Below are 17,424 nucleotides of genomic sequence, written 5' to 3'. Positions count from 1 at the left end.
TCAGGCGGCGGCGCCGAACAATTCGGGATAAGTGACGACGGCGGTGCCCAGCTTGCCGACCACGATGCCGCCGGCGCGATTGGCATGCTGCACGGCTTCCTTGAGCGGCACGCCGGCACCCATCATGGTGGCGAGCGTGGCGATCACGGTGTCGCCGGCACCGGATACATCATAGACCTCGCGAGCCTGGGCGGACACGTGCAGCACTTCGGCTTCGGTATAGAGCGTCATGCCCTCTTCCGAGCGCGTCAGCAGCAGCGCTTCGAGTTGCAGCGCGCGGCGCAAGTTCTGCGCGCGGATGGTCAGGTCGGCCTCGGTCTTCCAGGCCCCGACCACGGCGCGCATTTCGGCACGGTTGGGCGTGATCAGCGTGGCGCCGCGGTAGCGCGAGTAGTCGTCGCCCTTGGGGTCGACCAGCACCTTGCGGCCGGCCGCGCGGCCGGCATCGATCATGCGCGTGACATGGGTGAGCCCGCCCTTGCCGTAGTCGGACAGCACCAGCACCTGGTAATCGTTGATCAGGCCCTGGAACCGGTCCTGTACCGCGAGCAGCACTTCGTGCGCCGGCGTGTTCTCGAAATCCACGCGCAGCAGCTGCTGCTGGTGCGCCACCACGCGCAGCTTGATGGTGGTGTTGATCTTGGCATCGCGGTGCAGGTAGGGCTGCACGTGGCTCTCGGCCAGCAGTGCCTCGAGCGTGCGCGCCGGCTCGTCGTCGCCGACCACGCCCAGCATGCCGACGCGCGCACCAAGCGCCGCGGCGTTGCGGGCCACGTTGGCGGCGCCGCCGAGGCGCTCGTCGCTGCGCTTGACCTGCACCACCGGCACCGGCGCTTCGGGCGAAATGCGCTCGACGTCGCCGAACCAATAGCGGTCCAGCATCATGTCGCCGACCACCAGGATATGGGACTGCCGGATCTGCTCCTGCGGAATGACGGTCTTGTTCATGAAGATCCTTGGCAATATCGCGGCGGCAGCGGCCACCGCGTTAGCTTATCGGTTGATGAGTCCGTTGACCGGACCGCGCCTCATTGGTTCGGTGCCGCCGCGGCCTTGCGTGTCGGGCGGCCGATGGCGTGGTATTCCACGCCGTTCTCGCGCATCGCCTCGGGCTCATACAAATTGCGTCCATCGAAGATCACCGGCGACTTCAGCCGCCGCTTGATCTGGCCAAAGTCGGGGCTGCGGAACACCTTCCATTCGGTCACGATCGCCAGCGCATCGGCGCCATCCAGCGCATCCATCTGGTGCTGGTGGAAGCTCACGCGCGCGGCACCGCCCGGCACGTCGGCCAGGTCTGCCTCGAGCACCCGGCGGGCCTCTGCCATCGAGACCGGGTCATGCACGCGCAGCGACGCGCCGCGCGAGACCAGCTGGCGTGCCAGCACGCGCGACGGCGCCTCGCGCATGTCATCGGTATTGGGCTTGAACGCCAGGCCCCACACCGCAAAGACGCGGCCGGTCAGGTCATCGCCGAAGCGATGCAGGATCTTTTCGCCGAGCACGCGCTTCTGCGCGCCGTTGACCGCCTCGACCGCCTCCAGCACGCGCATCGGCTTGCCATGGTCCGCGGCGGTGCGCATCAGTGCCTGCACGTCCTTGGGGAAGCACGATCCGCCATAGCCCGCGCCGGCATAGAGGAAGCTGTAGCCGATGCGCGGGTCCGAGCCGATGCCCATGCGCACCAGTTCGATATCGGCGCCGACTTCGTCCGCCAGGTTGGCCAGCTCGTTCATGAACGAGATGCGCGTGGCCAGCATCGAATTGGCCGCGTACTTGGTGAACTCGGCCGAGCGCACATCCATGTAGAAGGTGCGCTCATGGTGGCGGTTGAACGGCGCATACAGCTGCCGCATGGTGGCCTGCGCGTGGCGGCCGGCGGCGTCGGCATTGCAGCCCAGCACGATGCGGTCGGGGCGCATGAAGTCCTCGACCGCGGCGCCCTCTTTCAGGAATTCGGGATTCGACACCACCGAGAACTGCAGGTCTTCCAGGCCGCGCGCGGCCAGTTCCTCGCGGATCGCGGCGGTAACGCGGTCGCCGGTGCCGACCGGCACGGTCGACTTGTCGACCACCACCTTGAACCCGGTCATGTGGCGGCCGATATTGCGGGCCGCCGCCAGCACGTATTTGAGGTCCGCCGAGCCATCCTCGTCCGGCGGCGTGCCCACGGCGATGAACTGCACGTCGGCATGCTCGACGCTGGCCGCCACGTCCGTGGAAAAGGTCAGGCGGCCGGCTTCGCGGTTGCGCTGGATCAGTTCCTGCAGGCCGGGCTCGTAGATCGGCACGCCGCCCGCGTTGAGCAGCGCGATCTTCTGCTCGTCCAGGTCCAGGCAGAACACGTCGTTGCCCTGCTCCGCCAGGCAGGCGCCGGTGACCAGGCCCACGTAGCCGCTGCCGATAATGGTGACTTTCATAGCTTCAATTCACAACCGTTGCACGGCTACCGGAGTCAGCCGAGCGTTTCGGAACGCCGCGGGGCATAGGTTTCCCAGCGGTTGCAACCCGGGCACTGCCAATAGAAGAGCCGGGCACGGAAGCCGCATTCGCGGCAGGTATAGCGCGCCAGGTTGCGGGTGCGCAGTTGCAGCAGGTCGCGGATGGCGGTGGTTTCCTTCGCCTCGTCGCCCGCTTGCGCGCCTTCGGCCTGGCCGGCCTCGCCCTCGACCACCGCTGCGTGCGCGGCGGGCGCGGTGGCGGCCACTGCCGCCTGCGCTTCGAAGTACTTGGTCAGCGCGAGCAGCGTGGGCTGGCGGCGCAGCTGTTCGCGCATCAGGCGTGCCGCGGCCTCGGGGCCATTCACTTCGAGTTCGGCCTTGTACGCGGTGTCGAGCACCTCGGGCGCGAGCTTGCCCTTGAGCAGGCCGCGCAGCCATTCCAGCGCGGCGCCTTGCTCGTCCAGGGCGGCGTAGGCCTTGACCACGCGCTCGGCCACCAGCGGCAGGAAGGCAGCGTCCTGCCGCTCGATGCCGAGCCAGTGGCCCAGCGCCGCGCGCGCATCGCCCGCCGCCGCGGCCACATCGCCCAGCAGGATCGGCGCGCGCACATTGGCGGGATTCTCGGCCACGGCCTGGTTCAGCCACTTCACCGCGTCCTCCGGGCGCTTGCGCTGCAGCGCGTCCTGCGCCAGCTCGCAGCAGAACTGCGCGATCTGCAGGCTGTAGCTCTTCTGCTCCAGCGTCTGCAGCTCGCGCGCGGCATCGATCGCCTTCTGCCATTCCTTTTCGACCTCATAGAGCTCGAGCAGCACGCGCTTGGCCGATGCCGCGTAGGGCCCCGACATCAGCCGGCGCAGCGATTCCTCGGCACGGTCCAGCAGGCCCGCGCGCAGATAGTCCTGGCCCAGTTCGAACAGCGCATGCTCGCGCTCGGGCTCGGGCAAGTCGGGACGCGTGGCCAGGTTCTGGTGCACGCGGATGGCGCGCTCGGTTTCGCCGCGGCGCCGGAACAGCGCGCCCAGGGCAAAGTGCAGTTCGGTGGTTTCCGGGTCCAGCCGGGCAACTTCGACAAAGGCGTCGATGGCCTGGTCGGGCTGCTCGTTGAGCAGGAAGTTGAGCCCCTTGAAGTAGGAGCGCGGCAAGGCGCCCTGCTCGCTGATCAACTGGCGCACGTCGAAGCGTGCCGCCATCCAGCCAAGGCCAAAGACAAGTGGCAGCACCAACAGCCACCAGGTTTCGAACATCATGGATCAGACTTTCGGGCCGACTACGTTATAGGGAGACTTGGCATCGCGCGGCACCGGGGTGGCGCCTGGCTGTGCCGTCGCTGGCGCCGCCGTGGATGGCCGTGCGTCCGCGGCCGCCCGGCGCAGCCTGGCCAGTTCCATGCGCTGGCGCATCAGTCCCGGCGCCACCGATGCCAGCGCGGCGACCGCACCCAGCGCAAACGCGGCAAACAGGATCAGGATCAGCGGCGCGTGCCACACGGCATTGAAGAACAGCTGCAGCGAGGCTTCTGCGGTATTGCGCAGTGCCAGCACGAACAGCAGCACGAATACGACGATGCGGACGATCCAGGCAAACAGTTTCATGCGGGTAAGCGGCGAGGCAGCGTGGCGTTGTGGCAGGCAAACAGCGAGGCAGCGGCTGACATGGCACCCCGTGCAAGGCCCGGCAAAGACCCCGGCATTGTAACGGAATCACTTCACGGATTCGGTAACGTGGCGGTAACGGCGTCCTGGCTCCCGCTTCGCGGGCGCCGATGGTCGGCCCTGGCAACGCCGCGGCACGCCGCCCCGGCTCGCATCGGCACAAAAAAAGCGCCCCACGGGGCGCTTTCTTGACAATACAGCAGCAGGCAGTGCCTGGCGAGGTCAGGAACGAATGAAATCCAGTCCGCTCTCGTGCAACCCCGTCGGCGCGGCGGATGCCGCGCCCTGGCCTGCCTTGCCCGGCAGGGCTTGCGCCGTGCCGCCGGAATGACCGTTGCCATGGGTGCCCGACGACACCGGCTGGCTGCGGTCAACCCGTTCGCGCAATTCCTTGCCCGCCTTGAAGTGCGGCACCCGTTTTTCGGGTACCAGCACCCGCTCGCCGGACTTCGGATTGCGCCCCACGCGAGGCGGACGCCGGTTCAGACCAAAACTGCCGAATCCGCGGATCTCGATGCGGTGGCCATCGGCCAACGCCTCGGACATCGCGTCGAGTATCGTTTTCACCGAGATGTCCGCATCCCGCAGCAGCAGCTGGGGGAAGCGGGCAGCCAGTTTTTCGACAAGCTCCGACTTGGTCATGGGCATACGCGCAAGCGCGAGGGCCTGCGATTACTGGTTGTCCTGGCCGAGCTTGGCCTTCAGCAGGGCGCCGAGGTTGGTCGTGCCAGCCGTGCCGGTGTCGGCCTGGAACTTCTGCATCGCTTCCTGCTGCTCTGCGCTGTCCTTGGCCTTGATCGACAGGTTGATGTTGCGCGACTTGCGGTCGACGTTCACCACCAGGGCGGTGATCTGCTCGCCTTCCTTCAGCACGTTGCGGGCATCTTCCACGCGGTCGGCGGAGATTTCCGATGCGCGCAGGTAGCCTTCGACGTCGTCGGCCAGCTGGACCACGGCACCCTTGGCGTCAACGGCCTTGATCGTGCCCTGAACCAGCGAACCCTTGTCGTTGGCCGAGATGAAGTTGTTGAACGGATCGCCCGACAGCTGCTTGATACCCAGCGAGATGCGTTCCTTGTCGACGTCGATGCCCAGGACCACGGCTTCGACTTCGTCGCCCTTCTTGTACTTGCGCACGGCCTCTTCGCCGGACTCTTGCCAGGACAGGTCGGACAGGTGCACCAGGCCGTCGATGCCGCCCGGCAGGCCGATGAACACGCCGAAGTCGGTGATCGACTTGATCTGGCCGCTCAGCTTGTCGCCCTTCTTGTGGTTGCGCGAGAAATCGTCCCACGGATTGGCCTTGCACTGCTTCATGCCCAGGCTGATACGACGCTTGTCTTCGTCGATATCCAGCACCATGACTTCCACTTCGTCGCCCAGCTGGACAACCTTGGACGGGGCCACGTTCTTGTTGGTCCAGTCCATTTCCGACACGTGCACCAGGCCTTCGATGCCGGCTTCGATCTCGACGAACGCGCCGTAGTCGGTCAGGTTGGTGACCTTGCCGAACAGGCGGGTGCCTTGCGGGTAGCGGCGCGAGATGCCGACCCACGGATCTTCGCCCAGCTGCTTCACGCCCAGCGAGACGCGGTTCTTTTCCTGGTCGAACTTGAGGATCTTGGCGGTGATTTCCTGGCCAACCGACAGCACTTCGCTCGGGTGGCGGACACGGCGCCAGGCCAGGTCGGTGATGTGCAGCAGGCCGTCGATGCCGCCCAGGTCAACGAACGCACCGTAGTCGGTGATGTTCTTGACGATACCGTTGACGATGGCGCCTTCCTTCAGGGTTTCCATCAGCTTCTGGCGCTCTTCGCCCAGCGTGGCCTCGACCACGGCGCGGCGCGACAGCACAACGTTGTTGCGCTTGCGGTCCAGCTTGATGACCTTGAATTCCAGGGTCTTGCCTTCGTACGGGGTGGTGTCCTTGATCGGACGCACGTCAACCAGCGAGCCCGGCAGGAACGCGCGGATGCCGTTGACCATCACCGTCAGGCCGCCCTTGACCTTGCCGGTCACGGTACCCGAGATGATTTCGCCGTCTTCCAGTGCCTTCTCGAGGTTCAGCCACGAGGCCAGGCGCTTGGCCTTGTCGCGCGAGAGGATGGTGTCGCCATAGCCGTTCTCGAGTGCGTCGATGGCCACGGAGACGTAGTCGCCGGCCTGCACTTCGAGTTCGCCCTGGTCGTTCAGGAACTCCTCCACCGGCACAAATGCCTCGGACTTGAGGCCGGCATTGACGACCACGAAGTTGTGGTCGATGCGCACGACTTCAGCGGAGATCACTTCGCCAGCTTTCATATTGGAGCGGGCGATCGATTCCTCGAACAGTGCGGCAAAGGATTCGTTAGTTTGCAGGTCGGACATAAACGTAAGGTGAAATCCGCGGTACGCTGGCCGGCGCGACGATCGCGCTCAGTCTGCCAGTGCAGCGGGGTCAGGTTTGACAAAAGCCAGCCGGGGCAAAGCCCGGACCGGCGCCATCGGGTACGGAAGGGGCGCGCCGCTTTGACGGATGCGCCCGGTGCATGTCATGCATCGGGCCGCACAGCGGCAAACCACTCCAGCACCTGCGCCACTGCCTGATCCACCGTCATGTCGGAGGTATCGAGCAGCTTTGCATCCTCGGCGGGACGCAGCGGCGCGGCGGCACGGGTGCGATCCCGCGCATCGCGCGCCTCGAGGTCACGCAAAAGGTCTTCGATATTAGCAGAAATTCCCTTATCAATCAATTGTTTATAGCGCCTGCGCGCACGCGCCTCGACACTGGCCGTCAGGAACACCTTGAGCTGGGCGTCCGGGAAGATCACGGTGCCCATGTCGCGGCCGTCCGCCACCAGCCCTGGCAGCTTGCGAAAGCTGCGCTGCAGCTGGGTCAGCGCGTCGCGCACCGGCTGGTGCACGGCGATGGCCGAGGCGCGGTTGCCGATCGCCTCGGCGCGGATGGCGAGGCTCACTTCCTCGCCTTGCAGCCAGACGCGGTCAGGACCGAACTTCACATCCAGGCGCGAAGCGATCCTCGTCAGGCTGTCGATGTCGGCCAGGTCAACACCCGCGCGGTCGCTGGCCAGCGCTACCAGCCGGTACAGCGCGCCGCTGTCGAGCAGGTGGAAGCCCACCGCGTCGGCAACCTTGTGCGCCACCGTGCCCTTGCCGGAGGCGGTCGGCCCGTCAATGGTGATGACGTTGACGATAGTCATTGCTTATGGCACCCAGTGAAACGATTGATTGTTAATTCTATTGAGAATCATTATCATTTGATCCATGGCATCCCACTGCAAGAAGCAGTGCATCCCTCAGTATTGGTCGCGAGGCAATCTACCATGGCAAAAACCCTGACGTTCGGCATCATGCACCTCGGCATCGCGTTCAGCGTGACCTATGCGCTGACCGGCAGCCTCGCCGTGAGCGGTGCGGTCACCTTTATCGAACCCGCCATCAATACCGTGGCCCACTACTTCTTCGACCGATACTGGGACAAGCGCGAACGCCGCCAGGTGTCGTCGGCCACGCCCGCCAATGCCGCGGCGCCCGGCAACGGGGGCGCCGGCGCCGGCCTGGTCAGCGCGTAACGCCGGCAAATACGCTGAAATAGTCCGGGAACGTCTTCGCCACGCAGCCCGGATCGTTGATCCGCACCGGCAGCGGCCCGAACGCGGCCAGCGAGAAACACATCGCCATGCGATGGTCATCATAGGTGCCAATGCCGTCGGCCGGCGTCTGCCAGGGCTGTGGCGGCGTCACCCGCAGGTAGTCGGCGCCCTCCTCCACGACCGCACCCAGCTTGCGCAGTTCCGTTGCCATCGCCGCGATGCGGTCGGTTTCCTTGACGCGCCAGCTGGCAATGTTGGTCAGTGTGGTGGTGCCTTCGGCAAACAGCGCCGCCACCGCCAGCGTCATGGCCGCATCGGGAATATGGTTGCAGTCCAGCTCGATGCCATGCAGGCGCCCGTCGTCGCGCTCCGTGCCGCGCACTTCGATCCAGTTGTCGCCCGCCATCACATTGGCGCCCATGCGGTTGAGCGCATCGGCAAAGCGCACATCGCCCTGGATGCTGGCCATGCCGACGCCTTCGACCCGCACCGGACCGCCGCCGATGGCCCCGGCGGCGAGGAAATACGACGCCGACGACGCGTCGCCCTCGACAAAGATCTCGCCCGGCGAGCGGTAAGCCGTCCCGGCCGGCAGGATGAAGCGCTCCCAGCCCTGCCGCTCCACCTCGATGCCGAAACGCGCAAGCAGGTTCAGCGTGATCTCGATATACGGCTTGGAGATCAGCTCGCCCACCACTTCGATCTCGATGCGGCCGCTGGCGGACTGCGCCAGCGGCAGGCTCATCAGCAGTGCGGTCAGGAACTGGCTCGAGACGTCGCCGCGCACGCGGATCGGCGCGTCGATGCGCAGGCTGGCCGGCTGGATATGCAGCGGCGGGAAGCCTTCGTTGCCAAGGTAGTCGATCACCGCGCCGACCTGGCGCAGGCCATCGACGAGGTCGCCGATCGGCCGCTCGTGCATGCGCGGCACTCCGGACAGCTTGTAGCTGCCGCCCTGCAGCGCCAGCGCGGCGGTCAGCGGACGGATCGCGGTGCCGGCGTTGCCCATGAACAGCTCGGCCGACTTGACCGGAAAGTTGCCGCCGGCGCCGGTGACGATGTAGTCGGGCCCGTCCTGGCGCCATGCCACGCCCAGCGTACGCAGCGCCTGCAGCATTACGCGGGTGTCGTCGGAATCGAGCAGGTCGCGCACGCGGGTCTCGCCGTTGGCCAGCGCGGCCAGCAGCAGTACGCGGTTGGAGATGCTCTTCGAGCCCGGCAGCCGGACGGTGCCGGTGGCGCGGGTCAGGGGGCCTAGCGTCAGGTGTTCCATGGATGTCGTGGGCGCCGGGGCGCCGCGGTCGGGCGAGTGGCCAAGGCCATCAGGGTTCGATATGGTTGCCCGCGGCACGCTCGGTGCCCCAGGCCAGGCGGGTCTTGCTGGCGCGCGTGAAGATGCGCTCGAGCGCATCGCCGTCGCCCTTCTCGATCAGCGTCTTCAGGTGCGCCAGCACGGATTGGTAGGTCTGCAGCTCGCGCAGCAGCGCCTCGCGATTGGCCACGCAGATGTCGCGCCACATCTCCGGGGACGAGGCCGCGATACGCGTAAAGTCGCGGAAACCGCCGCCGGCGAAATCCAGCTTCAGCGCCGCGTCTTCCGCATTGGCCACCTGGGCTACCAGCGCGTACGACAGCACATGCGGCAGGTGGCTGACAGCGGCAAACACGGCGTCGTGCTGCACCGCCGACATCACGTGGCAATCCGCGCCAGCGCTTTCCCACATGGCGCGCACGGCGGCGACGTCGGCGCGCGCGTTTTCCTGCAGCGGGCACAGCACCGTCTTCTTGCCCACATACAGGTCCGGCAGCGCGGCCTCGACGCCGTTGAGCTCGCGCCCGGCGATCGGGTGCGCGGGGACGAACTGCGCGGCCTTGTCGCCCAGCGCGGTCTTGGCCGCGACGATCACGTCGGACTTGGTGCTGCCGGCATCGGTGACGATGGTGCCCGGCTGCAGGTGCGGCTCTAGCGCGTGCAGCAAGGCAAAGTTCTGCGCCACCGGCGCGCACAGCACGATCACGCTGGCACCGCGCGCGGCATCGGCCAGCGTCGCGGCCTCGTCGATCACACCGAGGTCCAGCGCCTTCTGCAGCGAAGCGGCCGAGCGCCCCACCCCGACCACCGTGCCCACCACGCCGGCGCGCTTGAGCGCCAGCGCGAGCGAGCCGCCGATCAGGCCGACGCCGACAATGACAACACGGGAAAAATGCAATGCACTCACAATCACAGGCCGCAAGCGGCGGTAGTTCGGTTCAGACCGAGGTCAATCATCGGGTGGCAAGGCCACCGGCGTTGGCAGCGGCCGGGCTCAGGCCAGCGCCCGCTCCAGCGCCGCGATAAACGCCGCGTTTTCTTCCGGCAAGCCGATGGTCACGCGCAGCCAGCGCGGCAGGTTGTAGTTGCCCACCGGGCGCACGATCACGCCCTGCCTGAGCAACGCCAGGTTCACGTGCGCGCCGGCGCCATCATCGTCGCCCACCCGCACCAGCACGAAATTCCCGGACGACGGCACGTATTCCAGGCCGAGCCGGTCGAACGCCTCGGTCAGCTGCCGCTTGCCGTCACGGTTCAGTTCCGCGCTGCGGCGCAGGAAACCGGTATCGGCCAGCGCAGCCATGGCGGCTGCCTGCGCCACGCTGTTGACGTTGAACGGCTGGCGGATGCGGTTCAGCAGGTCGGTCAGTTCCGGCTGCGCCACCGCATAGCCGATGCGCAGCCCCGCCAGGCCATAGGCCTTGGAGAACGTGCGCGACACCAGCAGGTTGGGATAGCGGCGCACCCAGGCAATCGCATCGTATTGCTGGTCGGCATCGAGGTACTCGTTGTAGGCCTCGTCCAGCACCACCACGACATGGCGCGGCACCCGCTGCAGGAAGGCTTCGAGCTGCGCAGCCGGCAGGAAGGTGCCGGTCGGGTTGTTGGGGTTGGCGATAAAGACCAGGCGCGTATCCGGTGCAATCGCCGCGGCCATCGCGTCCAGGTCATGGCCGTAGTCGCGCGCGGGCACTTCGATGGCGCGGGCGCCGATCTCCTGCGTGGCCAGCGCGTACACCGCGAACGAGTACTCGGCATAGACGATCGACTGGCCCGGCTCCACCAGCGCATGCGCGGCCAGCTCAAGGATGTCGTTGCTGCCGTTGCCCAGCGTCAGCCACTCGGCCGGCACGCCGAAGCGCGCCGACAGCGCACCCTTCAACGCAAAGCCGTTCGCGTCGGGATAGCGGCCCAGTTCAGCGACGGCCGCGGCCACCGCAGCGCGGGCCGAATCCGGCATGCCCAGCGGGTTTTCGTTGGAGGCGAGCTTGACGATGCCGGCCTCGTCCAGGCCGAACTCGCGCGCGACTTCGGAAATCGGCTTGCCAGCCACGTATGGCGAAATCGCCCGCACATAGTCCGGCCCGAATACCGTGGTCGCGCCGCCCTGCTTGCCCTGCTCTGCCATCTCGTCTCCTTGTTCTTTCCGGCTGCCTTACTTGCTCGACGGATACGAGCCCAGCACCTTCAGGTAGGCAGCATTGCGGCGCAGCTCTTCGATTGCGCGCGCCACCGCCGGCTCATGCTGGTGCCCTTCCACGTCGACGTAGAAGTAGTACTCCCACGCGCCGCTGCGCGCCGGACGCGACTCGAAGCGGCACATCGACACGCCGTTCGCGGCCAGCGGCGCCAGCAACTGGTACACCGCGCCGGCCTTGTTGGGCACCGACAGGATCAGCGAGGTCTGGTCGCTGCCCGAGGGCTCGGTCTCATAGCGGCCGATCACGGCAAAGCGCGTGCGGTTGTGCGGATCGTCCTGGATATGCGTGCGCACCAGGTGCAGGTGGTAGCGGTTGGCGGCGGACTCGCCGGCAATCGCGGCCACGGTGGGGTCTTCGCTTGCCATGCGCGCCGCTTCGGCGTTGCTCGACACGGCCTGGCGCTCGAGGTGCGGGTAGTTGGCGGTCAGCCAGTGCTGGCACTGCGCCAGCGCCTGCGCATGCGCGCGCACCACCGTGACGCCTTTCATGTCTGGCGTCGACGCCATCAGGTTGTGGTGCACCTTGAGCGCGATCTCGCCGCTGATCTTCAGCGAAGTCTGCAGGAACAGGTCCAGCGTGCGCGACACCGCGCCCTCGGTCGAATTTTCGACCGGCACCACGCCGTACTCGACCGTGCCCGCCTCGACCGCGCGGAACACCTCGTCGATGCTCGGACAAGGCACGCCCGACACCTCGTGGCCGAAATGCGCGTACAGCGCCTGCTCCGAGAAGGTGCCGGCCGGGCCCAGGAACGCCACTTCCAGCGGCTTCTCCAGCCCGCGGCAGGCCGACATCACCTCACGCCAGATGGCCGCCACGCTTTCCCCCAGCAACGGGCCCGGGTTGGCGCCCTGTACCTTGCGGATGACCTGCAGCTCGCGCTCCGGACGGAACACCGGTGCCCCGTACTTCTTCTTGACCTCGCCCACTTCGAGCGCCAGCTTCGCACGGCGATTCAGCATCGCCAGCAGCTCGCGGTCCACCGTATCGATCTGCTCGCGCAGCGGGCCCAGTTCGACCGACAGCTTGCGCTCGGCATCACTCAGGTGGCTGTCGCCGTTGTGCGGCGCATTGGGCGGCGTCTCCTCGCGCGCGGGGGTGCGGTCTTGGCTTGTCATGTTGTATCAATCCGGTAGGCCGCCAGGCGTGGCGGCCAGGAAAACGTCCCGCGCCGGCCGGCACGCCGCGAATGGCATGCGCGGGCCCGCCAGCGGGAATGCGCGTCAGGCGGAGGTCCGCTCGAATTCGCGCATGAAGTCGATCAGCGCCATCACGCCTTCGAGCGGCATGGCGTTATAGATGCTGGCGCGCATGCCGCCCACGGTCTTGTGCCCCTTCAACTGCACCAGGCCATTGGCCCGCGCCTGCTGCAGGAACGCCTCGTTGCGCGATTCGTCGCCCAGGAAGAACGGTACGTTCATGCGCGAGCGGCAGCTGGGATGGATCTCGTTGCGATAGAAATCGCTCTGGTCGAGGTAGTCGTACAGCGCCGACGCCTTGGCGATATTGCGCTGTTCGATCGCGGGCACGCCACCCTGGCGCTTGAGCCACTGGAACACCAGGCCAGCGATATAGATCGCATAGGTCGGCGGCGTGTTGTACATCGAGTTGTGCTCGGCCACCAGGCGCCAGTTGAATGCCGACGGGCACAGCGGATGGGCGTGGCCGATCAGGTCCTCGCGCACGATCACGATGGTGACGCCTGCCGGGCCGATGTTCTTCTGCGCGCCGCCGTAGACCACCTGCACCCGCGACCAGTCGATGGGCCGCGACAGGATATGGCTGGACGCGTCCGCCACCACGACGCGGTTGCCCTTGACTTGGCCGATGTCCGGAATGTCCTGGAACTCCACGCCGACGATGGTCTCGTTGGTGCACAGGTGCACGTAACCGGCGTCGTCAGACAGCTTCCAGTCGGCCACGTCCGGAATGCGGTGGTATTTCTGGGCCTCGCTGCTGGCGGCGATATTGACCGCGCCGTAGCGGCGTGCTTCCTGCTCGGTCTTGACCGACCAGGTGCCGGTGACGACGAAGTCGGCCTTGGGCGCGTCGGCATGGCGCAGGCGCATCAGGTTCAGCGGCACGATGCCGTTTTCGCCGATGGCACCGCCCTGCAGGAACAGCACGCGGTAGTTGGCGGGAATATGCAGCAGTTCGCGCAGGTCGGCGATGGCCTGGTTGTGGATGCTTTCGAACTCGCGGCTGCGGTGGCTCATCTCCATCACCGACACCCCGGTCCCGCGCCAGGACAGCATCTCCTCGGCAGCCTGTTGCAGCACTTCGGCAGGCAGCGCTGCCGGGCCGGGCGAGAAGTTGTAGACGCGTTCGGCCAATGCACGCTGCATCATGCCGGCGAGAGCGGGATTCTGGGGATCGTTCATGAGACGGGGGATGGAAAAATGGCTGCCGGTGTTACCCAAGCAGCCATTATCCCTCAAACCCGCGCCCCGTTGGGCGCCCGGGGGTCAGCCCCCCGGTTTGCAGCGCCCGCCCGAACGCGGTCGGGCGGGGGCCGGCCGATCCGTTGCGGATCACACCGGCATCACTTCGAGGCGGCGGTGATTTCCTTCTCGGCGGCGTCACGCATCGACTTGCCGACCTGCGGGCCGTACTTCTGCATCATCGAGCCCCAGATTTCCTGCGTTGCCTTGCCCTGGTTGGCCATGAACTTCTGGCCGGTCGGCGACTTCAGGAAGGTGGTCAGGTCCTTCAGTTCCTGCGTGGTGTAGTACTTGCCGAAGGCATCGTAGTGCGCCTGGATGGCGTCCTTGCGGAAACCGTCCGTGGTGAACGCCGTGCCGGCGCCATCGACGATGCGCTGGACCGCGCCGTTCTTCTTCAGCTTTTCAACGGCGGCCTGCTTCTGCTTGTCGCTCAGGGTCTTGTTTTCGACCAGCACCTGCTCGAGGACCAGCGGCGCTTCCTGCTTCGCGCCCTGCTGCCAGTTCTCTGCCTGGCCCTTCACAGCCTGGTCTGCCTGCATGACGGAAAGCAGTTCCTTGATGGCCGCTGTCTTTTCCGCGTCCTGTGCGTGGGCATGCTGCGCCACCATGAAGGTCGGGACAAAAGCAGCCAGAACAGCGATACGTCGATAGGTTTTGAGCATTGTGACTCCCTGGTAAATACGTCCGTTTTAGTCCGGACAGCCGCGAGGCGAGTTCCGGCTGGCGTCCTATTGTTGCAACAATTTACGTTTTGCCTTAGGGCTTCGCGTCGGCATCCGCACCGGCGGCACCCTCGGCGCCTTCCGTACCGTCGGCTTCCTCCGGCTCCTCGCCATTGCCGCCGTTGTCGGCATCGCTTTCGACGATGCGCTGCAGCCCGGACAGCTTGGTGCCTTCGTCCACGTTAATCAGCGTGACACCCTGGGTGGCGCGGCCCATCTCGCGGATTTCTGCCACGCGCGTACGGATCAGCACGCCGCCGGTGGTGATCAGCATGATTTCGTCTTCGGGCGACACCAGTGCAGCAGCCACCACACGGCCGTTGCGCTCGCTCGTCTGGATCGCAATCATGCCCTTGGTGCCGCGGCCATGTCGAGTGTACTCGGCGATGGGCGTGCGCTTGCCGTAGCCGTTCTCGGTCGCGGTCAGCACGCTGCCGCGCACGCCTGCATCCGCCGCCTCTTCAGCGGTCTCGGCCGGCGCCACCAGCATGGCGATCACCGCCTGGCCCTCTTCCAGGTTCATGCCGCGCACGCCGCGCGCCTGGCGGCCCATCGGGCGCACATCGTTCTCGTCGAAGCGAACCGCCTTGCCGGCGTCCGAGAACAGCATCACGTCGTGCTGGCCGTCGGTCACGGCCGCACCGATCAGGTAGTCGCCTTCGTCGAGATCGACCGCGATGATGCCGGCCTTGCGCGGGTTCGAGAATTCGGTCAGCGCCGTCTTCTTGACCGTACCGCGCGCGGTCGCCATGAAGATGAAATGCTCGGCGTCAAACTGCCGCACCGGCAGGATGACGTTGATCTTCTCGCCTTCCGAGAGTGGGAACATGTTGACGATCGGCCGCCCGCGCGAGTTGCGCGAGCCCTGCGGTACCTCATAGACCTTCAGCCAGTACAGCCGGCCACGGTTGGAGAAGCACAGGATGTAGTCGTGGGTGTTGGCCACGAACAGCGTGTCGATCCAGTCGTCTTCCTTGGTCGCCGCCGCCTGCTTGCCCCGGCCGCCACGCTTTTGCGCGCGGTATTCGGAGATCGGCTGGCTCTTCATATAGCCGCTGTGCGACAGCGTCACCACCATGTCCTGCGGAGTGATGAGGTCCTCGGTATCCAGCTCGGTCGCGTTCAGCTCGATCTGCGAGCGCCGCTCATCGCCGAATTCGGCGCGAATCGCCGTCAGCTCGTCGATGATGATGGTAGTAATGCGTTCGGGACGCGCCAGGATGTCGAGCAAGTCGGCGATTTCCGCCATGATGTCGCGATATTCCTGGACGATCTTGTCTTGTTCGAGGCCAGTGAGGCGTTGCAGGCGCATTTGCAGGATTTCCTGCGCCTGGCCATCGGACAGCCGGTACAGGCCGTCCGGCTGCATGCCAAATACCGCCGGCAGCCCGTCCGGCCGGTACGACGCGCGCCCACCGGGGGTTTCGCCTTCCGCCCGGGCCAGCATTTCGCGGACCAGCGCGGAATCCCACGCCTTGCTCATCAGCTCCTGCTTGGCAATCGGCGGTGTCGGCGCCGCCTTGATGATGGCGATGAACTCGTCAATGTTGGCCAGCGCCACCGCCAGCCCTTCCAGCACGTGGCCCCGCTCGCGCGCCTTGCGCAGTTCGAACACCGTGCGGCGGGTCACGACCTCGCGGCGGTGCGCCAGGAAGTACTCCAGCATCTGGCGCAGGTTCAGCAAGCGCGGCTGGCGGTCGACCAGCGCCACCATGTTCATGCCGAAGGTGTCCTGCAGCTGGGTGTTCTTATATAGGTTGTTGAGGACGACCTCGGGCACCTCGTTGCGCTTGAGCTCGATCACCACCCGCATGCCGGACTTGTCCGACTCGTCGCGGATATCCGAGATGCCTTCGATCTTCTTTTCCGTGACCAGCTCGGCAATGCGCTCCAGCAGCGTGCGCTTGTTGACCTGGTACGGCAGCTCGTCAACGATGATGGCCTGGCGCTGGCCGCGGTCGATATCCTCGAAGTGCGTCTTGGCGCGCATCACTACGCGGCCGCGGCCGGTGCGGTAGCCTTCGCGAACGCCCTGAATGCCATAGATAATGCCGGCGGTGGGAAAATCCGGCGCCGGAATCAATTCAATCAGCTCGTCCACCGTCGCCTGCGGGTTACGCAGCAGATGCAGACAGCCGTCGACGATTTCATTCAGGTTATGCGGCGGGATATTGGTGGCCATGCCGACGGCAATACCCGACGAACCATTGATTAGCAGATTGGGAATTCGCGCCGGGAGAATCGAAGGCTCTTTTTCAGAGCCGTCATAGTTGCTGTCGAAATCGACGGTTTCCTTGTCGATGTCATGCAGCATCTCGTGCGCGATTTTCGACAGGCGGATTTCGGTATAACGCATGGCCGCGGCGTTATCACCGTCCACGGAACCGAAATTCCCCTGGCCGTCGACCAGCATGTAGCGCAGCGAGAAGTCCTGCGCCATGCGCACGATGGTGTCGTAGACAGCGGTATCGCCGTGCGGATGGTACTTACCGATCACATCCCCAACGATACGGGCCGACTTCTTGTAGGCGCGGTTCCAGTCGTTGTTGAGTTCGTGCATCGCATACAGCACGCGCCGGTGCACCGGTTTCAAGCCATCCCGGACATCGGGAAGCGCGCGCCCGACGATCACGCTCATGGCGTAATCCAGGTAGGAGCGGCGCATTTCCTCTTCTAGGGAGACCGGAAGGGTTTCTTTTGCGAATGGATCCATTGCGGCGTGGTTTATGCGGCAGGTTTAAGCAAATGGCAGGGCCTTTGGCACGCGGCGCCGAGGGGCGCCTGACGGCTGGCCAACGTGCCATTCTAACATGCCGGCAACCCCTGCCCGCCGCTCCCCGGACAGGCCCCGCAGCGCCCCTCCGAGGGCAGCACTGAAACCCGGAATCCCTGATGCCACAAGGCTTTGCGGGCGACACAAGACCCATGTTGCACAAACACCACAGGCCCAAAACCCGTGCGGCGAATCGAATATATTTACTTCTTAGGAAACGACCCTTGTGGCACAATTCCCCAGCGAAGAGCCAGACATTGTTCGAAGTGGAGCATCCACCACATCG

The 17,424-nt window shown here is 65.8% G+C and carries 15 protein-coding genes; 1 reads left to right on the top strand and 14 read right to left on the bottom strand.

Annotated elements, in window-relative coordinates:
* The 7 genes from rfaE1 to cmk form a co-directional block, all read right to left on the bottom strand.
* Entirely contained in the window at positions 1-948 is a 948-nt protein-coding gene (rfaE1, locus tag RALTA_RS03785; RefSeq protein ID WP_012352093.1) for a D-glycero-beta-D-manno-heptose-7-phosphate kinase, read from the bottom strand.
* A gap of 80 nt (positions 949-1,028) precedes the next feature.
* The gene (locus RALTA_RS03780) at positions 1,029-2,420 is read right to left on the bottom strand and encodes a UDP-glucose dehydrogenase family protein (RefSeq protein WP_012352092.1); all 1,392 of its coding nucleotides are present in this window, start codon (positions 2,418-2,420) and stop codon (positions 1,029-1,031) included.
* Positions 2,421-2,455: 35 nt separating this feature from the next.
* On the bottom strand, positions 2,456-3,688 hold the full coding sequence (gene lapB / locus RALTA_RS03775) for a lipopolysaccharide assembly protein LapB (protein ID WP_012352091.1): 1,233 nt from the start codon (positions 3,686-3,688) through the stop codon (positions 2,456-2,458).
* A 3-nt stretch (positions 3,689-3,691) separates the two neighbouring features.
* Entirely contained in the window at positions 3,692-4,033 is a 342-nt protein-coding gene (locus tag RALTA_RS03770; protein WP_012352090.1) for a lipopolysaccharide assembly protein LapA domain-containing protein, read from the bottom strand.
* Between the two features lie 282 nt (positions 4,034-4,315).
* Positions 4,316-4,735 carry an integration host factor subunit beta gene (locus RALTA_RS03765; protein ID WP_025582633.1) on the bottom strand — a complete coding sequence of 140 codons (420 nt, stop codon included), beginning with the start codon at positions 4,733-4,735 and terminating at the stop codon, positions 4,316-4,318.
* A gap of 30 nt (positions 4,736-4,765) precedes the next feature.
* The gene (gene rpsA / locus RALTA_RS03760; RefSeq protein WP_012352088.1) at positions 4,766-6,460 is read right to left on the bottom strand and encodes a 30S ribosomal protein S1; all 1,695 of its coding nucleotides are present in this window, start codon (positions 6,458-6,460) and stop codon (positions 4,766-4,768) included.
* A 164-nt stretch (positions 6,461-6,624) separates the two neighbouring features.
* Complete coding sequence (cmk, locus tag RALTA_RS03755; protein WP_012352087.1) at positions 6,625-7,293, bottom strand: (d)CMP kinase; 669 nt, start codon at positions 7,291-7,293, stop codon at positions 6,625-6,627.
* A 123-nt stretch (positions 7,294-7,416) separates the two neighbouring features.
* Between cmk and RALTA_RS03750 the strand changes: the two genes are divergently transcribed.
* Positions 7,417-7,665, top strand: coding sequence for a DUF2061 domain-containing protein (locus RALTA_RS03750; protein ID WP_012352086.1), 249 nt, complete (start codon positions 7,417-7,419; stop codon positions 7,663-7,665).
* Here the strand turns inward: RALTA_RS03750 and aroA are convergent.
* The 7 genes from aroA to gyrA form a co-directional block, all read right to left on the bottom strand.
* Positions 7,655-8,959, bottom strand: coding sequence for a 3-phosphoshikimate 1-carboxyvinyltransferase (gene aroA, locus RALTA_RS03745; RefSeq protein ID WP_012352085.1), 1,305 nt, complete (start codon positions 8,957-8,959; stop codon positions 7,655-7,657). The genes RALTA_RS03750 and aroA overlap by 11 nt on opposite strands.
* A 49-nt stretch (positions 8,960-9,008) precedes the next feature.
* On the bottom strand, positions 9,009-9,905 hold the full coding sequence (locus RALTA_RS03740; RefSeq protein WP_085960190.1) for a prephenate dehydrogenase: 897 nt from the start codon (positions 9,903-9,905) through the stop codon (positions 9,009-9,011).
* 87 nt (positions 9,906-9,992) lie between these two features.
* A complete protein-coding gene (gene hisC / locus RALTA_RS03735; RefSeq protein ID WP_012352083.1) occupies positions 9,993-11,126 on the bottom strand; it encodes a histidinol-phosphate transaminase in 1,134 nt (377 codons plus the stop codon).
* A gap of 27 nt (positions 11,127-11,153) precedes the next feature.
* Complete coding sequence (gene pheA, locus RALTA_RS03730) at positions 11,154-12,317, bottom strand: prephenate dehydratase (protein WP_012352082.1); 1,164 nt, start codon at positions 12,315-12,317, stop codon at positions 11,154-11,156.
* Between the two features lie 105 nt (positions 12,318-12,422).
* Positions 12,423-13,580 (bottom strand): 3-phosphoserine/phosphohydroxythreonine transaminase, encoded by a 1,158-nt coding sequence (gene serC, locus RALTA_RS03725; RefSeq protein WP_041232070.1) that lies wholly within the window; start codon positions 13,578-13,580, stop codon positions 12,423-12,425.
* A gap of 161 nt (positions 13,581-13,741) precedes the next feature.
* The gene (locus RALTA_RS03720) at positions 13,742-14,305 is read right to left on the bottom strand and encodes a DUF2059 domain-containing protein (protein ID WP_012352080.1); all 564 of its coding nucleotides are present in this window, start codon (positions 14,303-14,305) and stop codon (positions 13,742-13,744) included.
* 94 nt (positions 14,306-14,399) lie between these two features.
* On the bottom strand, positions 14,400-17,078 hold the full coding sequence (gene gyrA, locus RALTA_RS03715; RefSeq protein ID WP_012352079.1) for a DNA gyrase subunit A: 2,679 nt from the start codon (positions 17,076-17,078) through the stop codon (positions 14,400-14,402).
* Positions 17,079-17,424 lie beyond the last annotated feature (346 nt).

Origin of the sequence: Cupriavidus taiwanensis LMG 19424 (assembly GCF_000069785.1) — a bacterium.
In the GTDB taxonomy this organism is placed as follows: domain Bacteria; phylum Pseudomonadota; class Gammaproteobacteria; order Burkholderiales; family Burkholderiaceae; genus Cupriavidus; species Cupriavidus taiwanensis.
This window is presented reverse-complemented; position numbering and strand designations above follow the sequence as displayed.

Coding starts and splice junctions, on each gene's coding strand:
- RALTA_RS03780 (WP_012352092.1), bottom strand. CDS start 2,420: ATGAAAGTCACCATTATCGGCAGCGGCTACGTGGGCCTGGTCACCGGC.
- RALTA_RS03750 (WP_012352086.1), top strand. CDS start 7,417: ATGGCAAAAACCCTGACGTTCGGCATCATGCACCTCGGCATCGCGTTC.
- hisC (WP_012352083.1), bottom strand. CDS start 11,126: ATGGCAGAGCAGGGCAAGCAGGGCGGCGCGACCACGGTATTCGGGCCG.
- rfaE1 (WP_012352093.1), bottom strand. CDS start 948: ATGAACAAGACCGTCATTCCGCAGGAGCAGATCCGGCAGTCCCATATC.
- cmk (WP_012352087.1), bottom strand. CDS start 7,293: ATGACTATCGTCAACGTCATCACCATTGACGGGCCGACCGCCTCCGGC.
- RALTA_RS03765 (WP_025582633.1), bottom strand. CDS start 4,735: ATGACCAAGTCGGAGCTTGTCGAAAAACTGGCTGCCCGCTTCCCCCAG.
- gyrA (WP_012352079.1), bottom strand. CDS start 17,078: ATGGATCCATTCGCAAAAGAAACCCTTCCGGTCTCCCTAGAAGAGGAA.
- serC (WP_041232070.1), bottom strand. CDS start 13,580: ATGAACGATCCCCAGAATCCCGCTCTCGCCGGCATGATGCAGCGTGCA.
- RALTA_RS03720 (WP_012352080.1), bottom strand. CDS start 14,305: ATGCTCAAAACCTATCGACGTATCGCTGTTCTGGCTGCTTTTGTCCCG.
- rpsA (WP_012352088.1), bottom strand. CDS start 6,460: ATGTCCGACCTGCAAACTAACGAATCCTTTGCCGCACTGTTCGAGGAA.
- lapB (WP_012352091.1), bottom strand. CDS start 3,688: ATGATGTTCGAAACCTGGTGGCTGTTGGTGCTGCCACTTGTCTTTGGC.
- aroA (WP_012352085.1), bottom strand. CDS start 8,959: ATGGAACACCTGACGCTAGGCCCCCTGACCCGCGCCACCGGCACCGTC.
- RALTA_RS03770 (WP_012352090.1), bottom strand. CDS start 4,033: ATGAAACTGTTTGCCTGGATCGTCCGCATCGTCGTATTCGTGCTGCTG.
- pheA (WP_012352082.1), bottom strand. CDS start 12,317: ATGACAAGCCAAGACCGCACCCCCGCGCGCGAGGAGACGCCGCCCAAT.